Consider the following 12,618-nt stretch of genomic DNA (forward strand, 5'->3'; position numbering starts at 1 on the left):
GCACTAGGGGTTTGCCACTAGTCGGAGCCGCCATGAACCTGTCCGACGCCAAGCCGCCGCCGCTTCGCCGTTACATGGGCGAACTGCTGTCTTTTCCGCGCATCGTCTTCAACCCGCTGCGCCGGGCGCGAGCTGGCGAGGACGTGGGAAAAGGCCGGCCGGCGCTGGTGATCCCCGGACTGACGACCAGCGATATCTCCACCACGCTGCTGCGGCGCACGCTGGCGGCGCGCGGGTTCGTGCCGGAGGGCTGGGGGCTGGGCGTGAACACCGGCGCCGATCCGGCCAAGCTGCGCCGCCTCGAAGCGCGCATCAAGACCTTGCACCGCGAGCATGGCAAGCCGGTGCTGCTGGTCGGATGGAGCCTTGGCGGCCTTTACGCCCGCGTGCTGGCCCACCGGATACCCGAGCACCTTGCGATGGTCGTCACCGTCGCCAGCCCCTTCGCGGGCGACCGGCGGGCCAACAACGCATGGCGCATCTACGAGCGGCTGAACGACCACAAGGTCGACGATCCGCCCTTCGCCGAGGTCATCGAGGACAAGCCGCCGGTGCCCACCATCGCCGTGTGGTCGGCGGTGGACGGCATAGTCGCTCCCGAATGCTGCTGCGGCGAGGATCACATGAGCGACCACCGCCTGCGGATCGACGCGCCCCATTTCGCCATCGGCACCTCGCGCCGGGCGATCGAGCAAATCATCGGCAAGATCGCCGAGGTGGAGGGCGGCAGGTTCTAGCGCGTCAGTCGAATTGCCAAGCCCGCTCGCCGTGGCTGGTGAGGTCGAGGCCCTGCACTTCCTCGTCCTCGCTGACGCGCATCGGCATGAACAGGCTGATGCCGACCGCCAGCACCGCGGTGACCACCGCCGAATAGAGCGCCGTCGCGCCCACGCCGAGCGCCTGCGCCGCCAGCGAGCCGGCCATGCTGCCAGCCATCGTCGAACCATCGTAACCGATGCCGCCGAACATCTCGGAGGCAAAGACCGCGAGCAGCAGGGTACCGAGCATCCCGCCAACGCCGTGGACCGCGAAGACATCGAGCGAATCGTCGATCCGCCACCGGACCTTGACCAGCGTAATGGCGCCGAAGCACACCAGGGCCCCTGCGAGGCCGAGCAGTATTGCCCCGCCGGGCGAGACGTAGAGCGCGGCCGGAGTGATCGTGGCGAGACCGGCGATGGCGCCGGTGGCGAAACCTATGGTGGTCGGCTTGCCGAACCTGATCTTCTCCACCAGCAGCCACGCAAGGGCGGCGGTGGCGGCGGCGACATGGGTGTTGATGATGGCGGTGGAGGCATCGTCGCCGGCGGTCAGCGCGCTGCCGCCGTTGAAGCCGAACCAGCCGACCCACAGCAGCATGGCGCCCAGCATCGTCAGACCCGGCGCGTGCGGGAGGAGCGCGGCGGACGGGAAGCCTTGCCGCTTGCCCAGCAGCAGCGCCACGACCAGCGCCGAAACGCCGGCCGTGGTGTGGACGACGAGTCCGCCCGCGAAGTCGCGCACGCCCAGGCCCGCCATCCAGCCGCCACCCCAGATCCAGTGCGCAGCCGGCGCGTAGACCAGCAGGCCCCATGCGCCGGTAAAGGCCATGACCCAGCCGAACCGCGCCCGGTCGACCCAGGCACCGACCATGAGCGCCGGGGTAATCGCGGCAAAGGTCAACTGGAACAGCGCAAAGGTGCTTTCCGGCAGGGTGGTGCCGTCGCGGTAGGCGGTGAGGTCGATCATCATCCACTTCTGCCCGCCGCCGAGCCAGCCGCCGACGCTGTCCCCGTAGGCGAGGGTGTAGCCGACCACGACCCACAACACCGAGGCGAGGCCCGCCACCGCGCCCACCTGCAACAGCACCGAGAGGAAGTTCTTGCCGCGCACCAGCCCGCCGTAGAACAGGCCGAGGCCGGGCAAGGTCATCAGCAGGACCAGCGCGCTGGAAACGAGGATCCACGCCGCATCGCCGCCGTAGAGCGCGGGATCGACGGTCTCCGCCCCCATCGGTTGCGCCAGTGCCGGACCGGGCGTGGCGACCAGTGAAACGGCGGCCAGCATTGCGGCCGCGGCGAACTTGCGAGACATGGTCAACCCTCCGGCGCGGCGCATCCCTGTCGGCGCCGCCTAGACCGCGCTGTGTAAGAGCGAATCCCCGTACGGGGCAAGGCGCATTGAACGGTTGCAGCGACTCCGCGCGGCGGCCTAGGCCTGCACCATGTCGCGCCTTGCTTCGATTGCCGTTCTTGCAGCCCTGCTGTCGCCCGCAACGCTGGCGGCACAGGAGGTCGAACTGCCCTATTGGGCGAGCATTTCCGCCGAGGAAGCCCGGATGCGCACCGGGCCGGCCGACCAGTATCCGATCGAGTGGGTCTACCACCGCCCCGGCCTGCCGGTGAAGGTCGTGCGCTTCCACCAGGGCTGGCGACTGATCGAGGAGCCCGATGGCACGCGCGGGTGGATGTTCAACTCGCTGCTCAGCCGCCAGCGCACCGCCATAGTCGTGGGCGAAGGGCTGGCACCGATGCGCTCCGGCCCCTCTTCCTCCGCTTCGCTCAGGTGGAACCTTGAGCCGGGTGTGGTCGGAGATCTCGGCGAATGCGATGCGGGCTGGTGCACGCTCGACGTGGAGGGCCACCGCGGTTTCGTCGAGGAAGCGCGGCTTTGGGGAGCGGGTGAGCCCTGATCGCCTGACGCGAAAAAGGGCGACCCATGGGCCGCCCTTGATAGTCCCTTGCGCTAAAGCAGTAGCTTACTGCATGCGGAACTCGGTCACCTGGCCGTCGGGGCCGGTGATGTTGACCATACCGTTCGTCCCGGTCTGTTCGATGCGATAGCACATCTCGCTCGCGCCCTCAGCCGTCAAACAGGTACCGCGAGCGTTGTCCACCCAGTTACCGGTTTCGGTCTGCTCGCCGCCCTGCATCATGGTGTAGGTGCCATCCTGATTAAGCGTGATGGCAACGTTCTCTCCGCCGGTGGCGGTCGAAGTGTAAGTGCCGGCAGTGGTCGAAGCCATCGTGGGTGCCGGCGTGGCGGTAGTGGTGTCCATGTTCGCCTCGGTCGGCGCGTCGGCATTGTTATCGCCGCAGGCGACCACGCCCAGCGCGAGGACGGGAGCGGCGGCGATTGCAATGAGCTTGTTCATGAGAATTCCCCTTCGATGGTTCTGCAACTTGCACGGGGGGAACGCCCGGATGCGCGGCAAGGTCCGAAAAACTTGTGCCGTGCATCTGCGCCGGGCGCAGCTGGTTCAGACCAGTTCGAGCGCCACTGCGGTCGCCTCGCCGCCGCCGATGCACAGGCTCGCGATGCCGCGCTTCTTGCCCTGCTGCTTCAGTGCATTGAGCAGGGTGACGATGATGCGCGTGCCGCTGGCACCGATCGGGTGGCCGAGCGCGGTGCCGCCGCCGTTGATGTTGATCTTGTCGTGCGGGATGCCGATGTCCTGCATGGCGAACATGGTGACGCAGGCGAAGGCCTCGTTCACTTCCCATAGGTCCACGTCCTCGACCGTCCAGCCGGTCTGGTCGAGCAGCTTGTGGATCGCGCCGACGGGGGCGATGGTGAACTCTTCCGGGGCCTGCGCGTGCGCGGTCATGCCGACGATAGTCGCGACAGGGGTCAGGCCCTTCTCGTCGGCCACGCTCTTGCGGCTGAGAACCACGGCCGCCGCGCCGTCGCTGATCGAGCTGGAGGTGGCGGCGGTGATCGTGCCGTCCTTGGCGAAGGCGGGGCGCAGCGTGGGGATCTTGTCGGGGCGGCCGTTGCCGGGGCCCTCGTCTGTGTCCACGGTGACATCGCCCTTGCGGCTGCTGTAGGTGACGGGCACGATCTCTTCCGCGAACGCACCGCTGGCGATCGCTTTGTTGGCGCGTTCGAGGCTGGTGATCGAATACTCGTCCATCGCCTCGCGCGTCAGCTGGTACTTGTCGGCCATCTCCTGCGCAAAGGTGCCCATGGCGCGGCCTTCCTCGTAGGCGTCCTCCAGCCCGTCGAGGAACATATGGTCGTAGACCCGGTCATGCCCCAGCCGCGCGCCGCCGCGCATCTTCTTGAGCAGGTAGGGCGCGTTGGTCATGCTCTCCATGCCGCCCGCGACCACCACGTCGACGGTGCCTGTGGCGAGCGCCTCGGCTCCCATGATGACGGTTTGCATGCCGCTGCCGCAGACCTTGTTGACAGTGGTCGCCTGCGCGCTCTTGGGCAGGCCGGCCTTCAGCGTCGCCTGGCGGGCGGGAGCCTGGCCGAGCCCCGCGGGCAGCACGCAGCCCATGTAGACGCGGTCCACGTCCTCGCCGGCCACGCCCGAACGCTCCATCGCGGCCTTGACCGCCGTCGCGCCCAGATCGGTCGCCGATACATCCGCCAGCGCCCCTTGCATGGCCCCCATCGGGGTGCGTGCGTAGGACAGGACGACGACGGGATCGTTGGCAGCGAAAGCGGACATGGCTAGGGCCTTTCTGGCTGGATGGGTCGAAATCGTAGGGCGCATCTAGTCACAGGCCGGGGCGAAAGCAATTGGACCGGGCCGAGAGGAGAGCATCGAGATATGACCGAACCCGCCGACCTGCCGCAAATGCTCGCCCGCCAGCGCAAGGCCTTCGAAGCCGCGCGGCCCGAGGGGCTGGAGGTGCGCCGCGACCGGCTTGATCGGCTCATCGCGCTGGTGGAGGACAACGCCGATGCCCTGTGCGATGCGATGAACGCGGATTTCGGCACGCGTCCGGCGCGCATGAGCCAGTTCACCGATATCCGCTCGGTGACCGACTTCGCGCGCTATTGCCGCAGCAATCTGGAAAAGTGGGCGCGGCCCGACAGGCGCAGCGCGCCGTTTCCGCTCGGCCTGCTCGGCGGCAAAGCCGAGGTGCGCTTCGAGCCCAAGGGCGTCATCGGCATCATCAGCCCGTGGAACTTCCCGGTGAACCTCGCCTTCGGCCCGCTGGCGCAGGTGCTGGCGGCGGGCAACCGCGCCATGCTCAAGCCGAGCGAGACCACGCCCGCCACCGCCGCGCTGATAGCCGACCTCGTTGCCGCCAGCTTCGCGCCCGAGGAGGTGACGGTGGCGACCGGCGATGCCGAACTGTCCAAGGCCTTCAGCGCGCTACCTTTCGACCACCTCGTCTTCACCGGATCGACCGAGACGGGGCGCAAGGTCATGGAGGCGGCGGCGAAGAACCTCGTCCCCGTCACGCTGGAACTCGGCGGCAAGAGCCCGGTCATCGTGGGCAGCGGTGCTGACCTGGAGCAGGCCGGGTCGCGGATTGTCATGGGTAAGATGATGAACGCCGGGCAGATCTGCCTCGCGCCCGATTACCTGCTCGTCCCGCGCCGGATGGAGGACGGCATGATCGCCGCGCTGGAGCTGGGCGTGATGGACCAGTATCCGACGCTGCTCGACAACGAGGATTACACCAGCGTCATCGACGACAAGCAGTATGCGCGCCTCAAGGACATGGTCGAGGATGCGCGGGCGAAGGGCGGGGAGGTGATCGAGGTCAACCCGGCGGGCGAGGACTTTGCCGCCACTAACCGCCGCCGAATGCCGCTCACCATCATCCGCAACCCCACCGACGACATGCAGGCGATGCGCGAGGAGATCTTCGGACCGGTCCTGCCGGTGAAGACCTACGACGGGATCGATGAGGCCATAGACTACGTCAACGGCCGCGGCCGGCCGTTGGGGCTCTACTACTTCGGCAGCGACGATGCTGAGCGCGAGCGGGTGCTGTCGCGCACGATTTCGGGCGGGGTGACGGTGGGCGACGTCATCTTCCACATCTCTGCCGAGGACATGCCCTTCGGCGGCGTCGGTCCGAGCGGGATGGGGCACTATCACGGCCCTGAAGGCTTCCGCGAGTTCAGTCATGCGCGCGCGATCTATTCGCAGCCGAAGCTGGACGTAGCGGGCATGGCCGGCATCAGGCCGCCTTATGGCGAGAAGGGCCGGATTGCGAAGCTGCTGGGGCGGTGAGGGGCAAACTCGCCCTTACGCTAGCCGGGACTTTGGTGCTGGCGGGCTGCGCGCCGCGCATCGTCCTGCCGGGAACGGTGGTCGCGCCAGAGAGTGCGCCGGGCGAGCGTTTGGTCGGCCCGCCGGTAGATTGGCGCGCGGCGGGAGAAGCGAGTGACCTCGCCGCGCTCGCCGAGGCATTTCCGGACAGCGCTTCCGTCCGACTGCGCCTGCTTGCCGCCGCTCATGCCGCGGGCGACCGCCAGGGTGTCGCCGATGCGGCGCGCTGGCTGAAGGCGCGCGAGATCGCACTGCCACCGGGAGCGCGCGACGCGGTGCTCGCCATGTTCGGCAGCGGCGAGGCGGGCGCGCTGCTGAGGGATCTGGCGCTCGCCACACCGCTGGCGACGAGTGCGGTCGTCTCCACAATTGGGCCGGAAGCGCAGCTACCCGAAGCCTATCTGCTCGACCGCGCACAAGGACGCGAGTTCGTCACGACGGTTGTCTCGCGTGCGCTCTTTACCCGTATCTCGGCCCGGCGCGACGAGCCCGCGCCGTGGGAACGGATCGCCATTCCCGGTGCCGGGAGCCTTTCGGGCATTGCGCTGGATGGTGCGCGCGGGCTGCTATGGGTAGGCTCAGGTGTTGTCGCCCAGACCCCCGATCCGGACACGGCCTTTCGCGGTGTCATCGCTATCGATCGCGACACGCTTGCCGAGCGTCGCCGGGTCGCCGCGCCGCCGAACATTACAATAGCCGACATCGCCATCGCGCCGGATGGCACGGTCTACGGCAGCGACCCGCTGGGCGGAGGGTTGTACATGGCCGCGCCGCAGGATGAGGTGATGCAGGCGCTCGTGGCGCCCGGCACCTTTCGCTCGCCGCAAGGCATAGCAGTGCGACCGACGGGCCGCTCGCTGTTTGTGTCCGACTACCGCTATGGATTCGCAGAGGTCGTGCTGGGCGCAAGGCCGCATGTCTACCGCGTGCAGACCGCGCTCCCCGTGGCGCTCGACGGGATCGACGGGCTGTGGCTGCACGACAACGAACTCATCGCGGTGCAGAACGGTCTCTCGCCAGCGCGCATCGTCGCGCTGCGACTGGGGGAGGGCATCGCCAACATTGCCGGCTATCGCCTGCTCGAACGCGCCCACCCCGACTGGACCGAGCCGCTGGGCGGGGCGATGACGGGGAGCGGGCTCTATTACGTCGGCAACGGCGCGTGGGAGCTTTACGGCGAGGGCGAGCAGAGCGCGCTAGGCACCGCGCAGCCCGTCACCCAGCTGCGGCGGCTCGAGGTGCGCGAGGCGGGCGAGCAAAGCCCCTGATTTCGCGGGCCCAGCGCCTTGCATCGCACCGCGCCATTGCCTAGACGCGCCCACGAACCCCTCAGCTAGCAACCGAGTCCGAACTTGGCCGAACCAGCCTCCTACCTCACCGAATACCTGCCGGTGCTGATCTTCATCTTCATCGCGGCGGGTCTGTCGGCGGCATTCGTGTTCCTGCCGATGGGTGTGGCGCGCCTCACCGGCACGCACAATCCGACCGAAGGCAAGCTGACCGAATACGAGTGCGGCTTCCCCGCTTTCGAGGATCCGCGCAGCCAGTTCGACGTGCGCTTCTACCTCGTCGCCATCCTGTTCATCATCTTCGACCTGGAGGCGGCGTTCCTGTTCCCCTGGGCCGTCAGCCTCGATCTGACGGGATGGCCGGGCTGGATCACCATGATGGTGTTCCTCGGCGAACTGGCCGTCGGCCTCGCCTATGCATGGAAGAAGGGAGCGCTCGAATGGGAGTGACCGACACGACCGACCAGGCGCTCTATCCGCCGTTCCAGAAGGACGGCACGGATTCGGTGAACCCGGCGCTGCACCCTGCCGCAAAGGGCGGCGAGGTGCGCCAGCCCGACGCCGACTACTTCAACGCCATGCAGACCGAGGTGAACGACAAGGGCTTCCTCGTCACCAGCACCGAGGACCTGTTCCAGTGGGCCCGCACCGGATCCTTGTGGTGGATGACCTTCGGCCTCGCCTGCTGCGCGGTGGAGATGATCCACGTCAACATGCCGCGCTACGACATGGAGCGGTTCGGCGTCGCCCCGCGCGCCAGCCCGCGCCAGTCGGACGTGATGATCGTGGCGGGCACCCTGTGCAACAAGATGGCCCCGGCGCTGCGCCGCGTTTACGACCAGATGTCGGACCCCAAGTACGTCATCTCGATGGGCAGCTGCGCCAACGGCGGCGGCTACTATCACTACAGCTATTCCGTGGTGCGCGGGTGCGACCGGATCGTGCCGGTCGACATCTACATCCCCGGCTGCCCGCCGACTGCCGAGGCGCTGCTCTACGGCGTGATGCAGCTGCAACGGAAGATCCGCCGCAGCGGGACGATCGAGCGATGAGCGTGCTCCATTCCGGACCCCGCTACGCCAGCAACGATGGCGTGTGCGACGCGCTGTGTGCCTCGCTCGGCGACATGGTGGCCGAGCGGCACGAGGAGCACGGCGAGATCGTCGTCACCGTCCACCGCGACCGGATCGAGGACGCGCTGCGCCTTCTGCGCGACGAGCATTCGTACCAGCAGCTGATGGAAATCGCCGGGGTCGACTTCCCCGACCGCGCAGAGCGGTTCGAGGTGGTCTACATGCTCCTCAGCCTGACGAAGAACCACCGCATCATCGTCAAGTGCGCTACCGACGAGGCGACGCCCGTGCCCACCGTCACCACGCTGTGGCCGAATGCCGGTTGGCTCGAGCGTGAGGTGTTCGACATGTACGGCGTGACCTTTGCCGGCAACATGGACCTGCGCCGCATCCTGACGGACTACGGTTTCGAGGGCCATCCTTTCCGCAAGGACTTCCCGCTCACCGGATATCAGGAACTGCGCTATTCCGAGGAGGAGAAGCGCGTGGTCTATGAGCCGGTGGAGCTGGCACAAGACTTCCGCAGCTTCGACTTCACCTCGCCGTGGGAAGGCGCGGACTACGTGCTGCCGGGCGACGAAAAAGCCTCGACCCCTCCGGTCGCCGAGCCCAAGTCGACCGATAGCCCGAAGGACACCGGTGCCGGGGCGAAGACCGATGCCAAGGCCGCCGAAAAGGTCAGCGCCGCCGCTCCGGCCAAGGAAGGCACCGGCACGCCGGATCCGGAGGCCCCAGCTCCCACCGAAGATCGCCCGGACCGCAAGCCGCGCGAGGGCAGCACCAACGATACCGCCACCGCAACCGAGATCGAGGAGGAGAAGGACTGATGCGCCGCATTTCCCTGATCGCCGCCATGCTGGCCCCCGCCATGCTGCTCGCCGCCTGCGACAATGGCACTGTCGATGACGGCGATGTCGAGGACCAGGCCCGCGAGGAAGCGCCCGACGAGACCGGCGTGGCCGTCGACGGCATCGCCAGCGAACAGGTGCAGGGCATCGACGATCCCGTCCCTGTGCTGCAGGCGCTCGGCACCACCGATCGCAACCTCGGCCCGAACCTCGGCGCCTGCGCCTTCGCGCATGGTGGAGAGACGCTGTTCATCGCCGGGTCCGAACGCTCCGCCAATGCGCGCGGCGTGGGTGCCATCCAGGTGACCGGCGTCGACCGCCGCCTCGCCGGGGCGGAGATGGGCGGCTACGACTACGTGAAGGCCGGTCCGACCATGACGGACGGCGAGTACACCGTCACCGTCGAGCGCGCGGAAGGCGCCGGCCAGAGCGCCGACGGCGGCACCCGCTGGGCGGCTGAACTGGTCGTGCGCAAGGATATGGCAAACGAAGTGCGCTACGCGCCCGGCACATGGACCTGCGACGCATGAGCGGTCTTGTATTAGAGGAAAGCCCCACCACTCAGGGCGGGGAAATTTCCAACTACACCATCAACTTCGGCCCGCAGCATCCCGCAGCGCACGGCGTGCTGCGCATGGTCATGGAGCTCGACGGCGAGATCATCGAACGCATCGATCCGCACGTCGGCCTGCTGCACCGCGGCACCGAGAAGCTGATCGAGTACAAGACCTACCTGCAGGCGCTGCCCTATTTCGACCGGCTCGATTATTGCAGCCCGCTGTGCATGGAGCACAGCTACATCCTCGCGGTGGAGAAGCTGCTCAACGTCGAGGTGCCGATCCGCGCCCAGTACCTGCGCGTGCTGTTCGCCGAGCTGACGCGCATCTGCAACCACATGCTCAACCTCGGCAGCCACGTGATGGACGTGGGCGCGATGACGCCCAACCTGTGGATGTTCGAGCTCCGCGAAGACTGCATGAACTTCTTCGAGCGCATGAGCGGCGCGCGCATGCACCACGCCTACCTGCGCCCGGGCGGCGTCCACCAGGATGTGCCGCTGAAGCTTCTCACCGACATCGGCGACTGGTGCGACACGCGCCTGCCCGAACTGTTCGGCGACGCGATGAGCCTGGTGGTCGACAACCGTATCTTCAAGCAGCGCAACGTCGACATCGCCGTGGTCTCGAAAGAGGATGCGGTCGCCTGGGGCTTCTCCGGCCCGATGATCCGAGCCGCCGGTATCCCGTGGGATCTGCGCAAGAGCCAGCCCTACGAGGTCTACGACCGCATGGAGTTCGACATACCCGTCGGCACCAATTCGGACTGCTACGACCGCTTCATGGTGCGCGTGAAGGAAGTCTACGAGAGCGCGAAGATCATCAAGCAGTGCCTCGCGCAGATGCCCGAGGGCCCGGTGCTGAGCGAGGACCGCAAGGTCGCGCCCCCCAAGCGCGCCGAGATGAAGCAGTCGATGGAAGCGCTGATCCATCACTTCAAGCTCTACACCGAAGGTTTCCACGTCCCCGCGGGCGAGGTCTACGTCGCCACCGAGAGCCCGAAGGGCGAGTTCGGTGTCTATCTCGTCAGCGACGGCAGCAACAAGCCCTATCGCTGCAAGATTCGACCGACAGCCTTCAGCCACCTCCAGGCGATGGACTTCATGTGCAAGGGCCACATGCTGCCCGACGCGACCGCCATCCTCGGCGCGATCGACGTCGTGTTTGGGGAGTGTGACCGGTGATCTTCGTTTACGGCATAGGCGCGGCGCTGGTCGTGCTCGGCTTCTGGGCTTTCGTCCTCTGGCTTGGCGCGCGCGCCGACCAGAAGCATCTCGACCGCGAGAAGGCGCTTCGGACACTCAGCGAAGGCAAAACCGATGGCCGCTAGACACATCGCCCCCGATACCCCTGAACTGCGCGAGCGCTGGGGCAACTGGTCGTTCGACGAGGCGACGAGGGCCAAGGCCGATACCGCGATCAAGCGTTATCCCGAGGGTCGCCAGAAGAGCGCGGTCATGCCGCTGCTCGACCTTGCCCAGCGGCAGGTCGGGGCGGAGACGAATACGCAAGGCTGGCTGCCGCTGCCGGTGATGGAGTACATCGCCAGCTACCTAGACATGCCGGTGATCCGCGTGCTCGAGGTCGCGACCTTCTACACCATGTACAACCTCGCCCCCGTCGGGCGCTTCCACGTGCAGGTCTGCGGCACCACGCCCTGCATGCTGCGCGGATCGGACGACCTGCTGGCCGCCTGCAAGGCACGCGGCATGAAAAAGGGGCACGTCTCTGACGACGGCCTGTGGTCCTTCACCGAGGTCGAGTGCATGGGCAATTGCGCCACCGCGCCGATGGTGCAGATCAACGACGACAACTACGAGGACCTGACCGCCGAGCGGCTCGACGCCGTCCTCGACGCGCTGGCCGCGGGCGAGCAGCCCAAGACCGGCACTCAGGAACCCGGCCGCCACACCAGCGAACCCGCCGGCGGTCCTACCAGCCTCAAGGAAATGGTCGACGCCAATCACGACTACCGGAGCGAGTGGTGAGCTACGGCGCGCTCGATTTCGCCCGCGCTGCATGGTCGCATCCGCTTGCCGCGGGTGACCGGCTCGGCACGCTGTGGCGGATCTTCCGCTGGCAGGTGCAGAGCCGGCTCGACGGCCGCGGACGCACCGTGCCCTGGGTCAACGATGCGCGCCTTTACGTCCGCCGCGGAATGACCGGCGCCACCGGCAACATCTATCACGGGTTGCATGAATTCGCCGACATGGGCTTCTTCGCCCATTTTCTGCGTCCGGGCGACGTCTTTGCGGACGTTGGCGCGAACGTCGGCACCTATACCGTGATCGGGGCCAAGGTCTGCGGCGCGAAGGTCCACGCCTTCGAGCCCGCCGACGAGACGCTGCCGTTCCTGCGCCGAAACATCGAGGACAACGGCATCGGCGATGCGGTGACCGTGCACGAGGTCGCACTCGGCGAGCGCGAGGGCACCGTGCACTTCACCGTCGGGCGCGACACCACCAACCAGATCGCCGAGGGCGGCGACGCCGGTTCGACGCGCCCCGTGCCGCTGCGGCGCCTCGACGACGAACTGGCCGGCGTTCCGCTCGCCGCGATGAAGATCGACGTCGAGGGGGCGGAGGAAGGTCTCATCAAGGGCGCATCGCAGGTATTGTCGAACCCTTCGCTGCGCGCCGTCCAGATCGAGACGATCACGCCTTTCGTCGAGAATGCCTTTGCTAAGGCTGGTTACGCGCGGCGCTGGTACGACCCCTTCACCCGAACGCTGTCGGCTTCCGACCAAGGCCTAAAGCCCAACAACACCCTCTTCGTGCGTGACGAGCCATTCGTTACCGAACGCCTGCGCGCCTCGCGCCCGGTGCGGGTGGGAAAGCGTGCGATCTGATGAAA

General features: G+C 67.3%; 15 protein-coding genes. 12 read left to right on the forward strand and 3 right to left on the reverse strand.

What is annotated here, in order from left to right; translation table 11 throughout:
• Window positions 1-32 precede the first annotated feature (32 nt).
• Complete coding sequence (locus tag AAW00_RS03085; RefSeq protein WP_047002833.1) at window positions 33-737, forward strand: alpha/beta fold hydrolase; 705 nt, start codon at window positions 33-35, stop codon at window positions 735-737.
• Between the two features lie 4 nt (window positions 738-741).
• Here the strand turns inward: AAW00_RS03085 and AAW00_RS03090 are convergent, their stop codons facing one another.
• Window positions 742-2,073 carry an ammonium transporter gene (locus tag AAW00_RS03090; protein WP_241461615.1) on the reverse strand — a complete coding sequence of 444 codons (1,332 nt, stop codon included), beginning with the start codon at window positions 2,071-2,073 and terminating at the stop codon, window positions 742-744.
• Between the two features lie 130 nt (window positions 2,074-2,203).
• On the opposite strand from AAW00_RS03090, the gene AAW00_RS03095 reads away from it, so the two are divergent.
• Complete coding sequence (locus AAW00_RS03095; RefSeq protein WP_047002834.1) at window positions 2,204-2,671, forward strand: SH3 domain-containing protein; 468 nt, start codon at window positions 2,204-2,206, stop codon at window positions 2,669-2,671.
• 66 nt (window positions 2,672-2,737) lie between these two features.
• On the opposite strand, the gene AAW00_RS03100 is transcribed toward AAW00_RS03095, so the two are convergent.
• Both AAW00_RS03100 and AAW00_RS03105 read right to left on the reverse strand, forming a co-directional pair.
• Window positions 2,738-3,133 (reverse strand): hypothetical protein, encoded by a 396-nt coding sequence (locus AAW00_RS03100; RefSeq protein WP_047002835.1) that lies wholly within the window; start codon window positions 3,131-3,133, stop codon window positions 2,738-2,740.
• A 105-nt stretch (window positions 3,134-3,238) separates the two neighbouring features.
• A complete protein-coding gene (locus tag AAW00_RS03105) occupies window positions 3,239-4,435 on the reverse strand; it encodes a thiolase family protein (RefSeq protein ID WP_047002836.1) in 1,197 nt (398 codons plus the stop codon).
• Window positions 4,436-4,537: 102 nt separating this feature from the next.
• On the opposite strand from AAW00_RS03105, the gene AAW00_RS03110 reads away from it, so the two are divergent.
• The 10 genes from AAW00_RS03110 (at window position 4,538) to AAW00_RS03150 (ending at window position 12,613) form a co-directional block, all read left to right on the forward strand.
• The gene (locus tag AAW00_RS03110; protein WP_047002837.1) at window positions 4,538-5,959 is read left to right on the forward strand and encodes a coniferyl aldehyde dehydrogenase; all 1,422 of its coding nucleotides are present in this window, start codon (window positions 4,538-4,540) and stop codon (window positions 5,957-5,959) included.
• On the forward strand, window positions 5,956-7,266 hold the full coding sequence (locus tag AAW00_RS03115; protein ID WP_156169907.1) for an NHL repeat-containing protein: 1,311 nt from the start codon (window positions 5,956-5,958) through the stop codon (window positions 7,264-7,266). Before AAW00_RS03110 ends, AAW00_RS03115 begins: the two co-directional genes overlap by 4 nt.
• 84 nt (window positions 7,267-7,350) lie before the next feature.
• Window positions 7,351-7,737 carry an NADH-quinone oxidoreductase subunit A gene (gene ndhC / locus AAW00_RS03120; RefSeq protein ID WP_047002838.1) on the forward strand — a complete coding sequence of 129 codons (387 nt, stop codon included), beginning with the start codon at window positions 7,351-7,353 and terminating at the stop codon, window positions 7,735-7,737.
• Window positions 7,738-7,865: 128 nt separating this feature from the next.
• A complete protein-coding gene (locus tag AAW00_RS03125; protein WP_047003496.1) occupies window positions 7,866-8,339 on the forward strand; it encodes a NuoB/complex I 20 kDa subunit family protein in 474 nt (157 codons plus the stop codon).
• Window positions 8,336-9,187, forward strand: a complete 852-nt coding sequence (locus AAW00_RS03130) for an NADH-quinone oxidoreductase subunit C (RefSeq protein WP_047002839.1) — start codon at window positions 8,336-8,338, stop codon at window positions 9,185-9,187. The genes AAW00_RS03125 and AAW00_RS03130 overlap by 4 nt, the downstream gene beginning before the upstream one ends.
• A complete protein-coding gene (locus AAW00_RS03135) occupies window positions 9,187-9,738 on the forward strand; it encodes a hypothetical protein (RefSeq protein ID WP_047002840.1) in 552 nt (183 codons plus the stop codon). Before AAW00_RS03130 ends, AAW00_RS03135 begins: the two co-directional genes overlap by 1 nt.
• Window positions 9,735-10,949: an NADH-quinone oxidoreductase subunit D gene (locus tag AAW00_RS03140; protein WP_047003497.1), complete on the forward strand. Its 1,215-nt coding sequence runs from the start codon at window positions 9,735-9,737 to the stop codon at window positions 10,947-10,949. The genes AAW00_RS03135 and AAW00_RS03140 overlap by 4 nt, the downstream gene beginning before the upstream one ends.
• Window positions 10,946-11,095 carry a hypothetical protein gene (locus tag AAW00_RS14850; RefSeq protein ID WP_156169908.1) on the forward strand — a complete coding sequence of 50 codons (150 nt, stop codon included), beginning with the start codon at window positions 10,946-10,948 and terminating at the stop codon, window positions 11,093-11,095. The genes AAW00_RS03140 and AAW00_RS14850 overlap by 4 nt, the downstream gene beginning before the upstream one ends.
• Window positions 11,085-11,753 (forward strand): NADH-quinone oxidoreductase subunit NuoE, encoded by a 669-nt coding sequence (gene nuoE, locus AAW00_RS03145; protein WP_047002841.1) that lies wholly within the window; start codon window positions 11,085-11,087, stop codon window positions 11,751-11,753. Before AAW00_RS14850 ends, nuoE begins: the two co-directional genes overlap by 11 nt.
• On the forward strand, window positions 11,750-12,613 hold the full coding sequence (locus tag AAW00_RS03150) for an FkbM family methyltransferase (protein WP_047003498.1): 864 nt from the start codon (window positions 11,750-11,752) through the stop codon (window positions 12,611-12,613). The genes nuoE and AAW00_RS03150 overlap by 4 nt, the downstream gene beginning before the upstream one ends.
• The last annotated feature ends 5 nt before the right edge of the window (window positions 12,614-12,618 follow it).

The sequence above is a fragment of the Aurantiacibacter luteus genome, assembly GCF_001010945.1.
GTDB classification, from domain to species: domain Bacteria; phylum Pseudomonadota; class Alphaproteobacteria; order Sphingomonadales; family Sphingomonadaceae; genus Alteraurantiacibacter; species Alteraurantiacibacter luteus.

Bases quoted from the DNA above. Each gene is read 5' to 3' on its own strand.
- AAW00_RS03135 (WP_047002840.1), top strand. From the start codon at position 9,187: ATGCGCCGCATTTCCCTGATCGCCGCCATGCTGGCCCCCGCCATGCTG.
- AAW00_RS03105 (WP_047002836.1), bottom strand. From the start codon at position 4,435: ATGTCCGCTTTCGCTGCCAACGATCCCGTCGTCGTCCTGTCCTACGCA.
- AAW00_RS03140 (WP_047003497.1), top strand. From the start codon at position 9,735: ATGAGCGGTCTTGTATTAGAGGAAAGCCCCACCACTCAGGGCGGGGAA.
- nuoE (WP_047002841.1), top strand. From the start codon at position 11,085: ATGGCCGCTAGACACATCGCCCCCGATACCCCTGAACTGCGCGAGCGC.
- AAW00_RS03110 (WP_047002837.1), top strand. From the start codon at position 4,538: ATGACCGAACCCGCCGACCTGCCGCAAATGCTCGCCCGCCAGCGCAAG.
- AAW00_RS03085 (WP_047002833.1), top strand. From the start codon at position 33: ATGAACCTGTCCGACGCCAAGCCGCCGCCGCTTCGCCGTTACATGGGC.
- AAW00_RS03095 (WP_047002834.1), top strand. From the start codon at position 2,204: ATGTCGCGCCTTGCTTCGATTGCCGTTCTTGCAGCCCTGCTGTCGCCC.
- AAW00_RS03125 (WP_047003496.1), top strand. From the start codon at position 7,866: ATGCAGACCGAGGTGAACGACAAGGGCTTCCTCGTCACCAGCACCGAG.
- AAW00_RS03130 (WP_047002839.1), top strand. From the start codon at position 8,336: ATGAGCGTGCTCCATTCCGGACCCCGCTACGCCAGCAACGATGGCGTG.
- AAW00_RS03100 (WP_047002835.1), bottom strand. From the start codon at position 3,133: ATGAACAAGCTCATTGCAATCGCCGCCGCTCCCGTCCTCGCGCTGGGC.
- AAW00_RS03090 (WP_241461615.1), bottom strand. From the start codon at position 2,073: ATGTCTCGCAAGTTCGCCGCGGCCGCAATGCTGGCCGCCGTTTCACTG.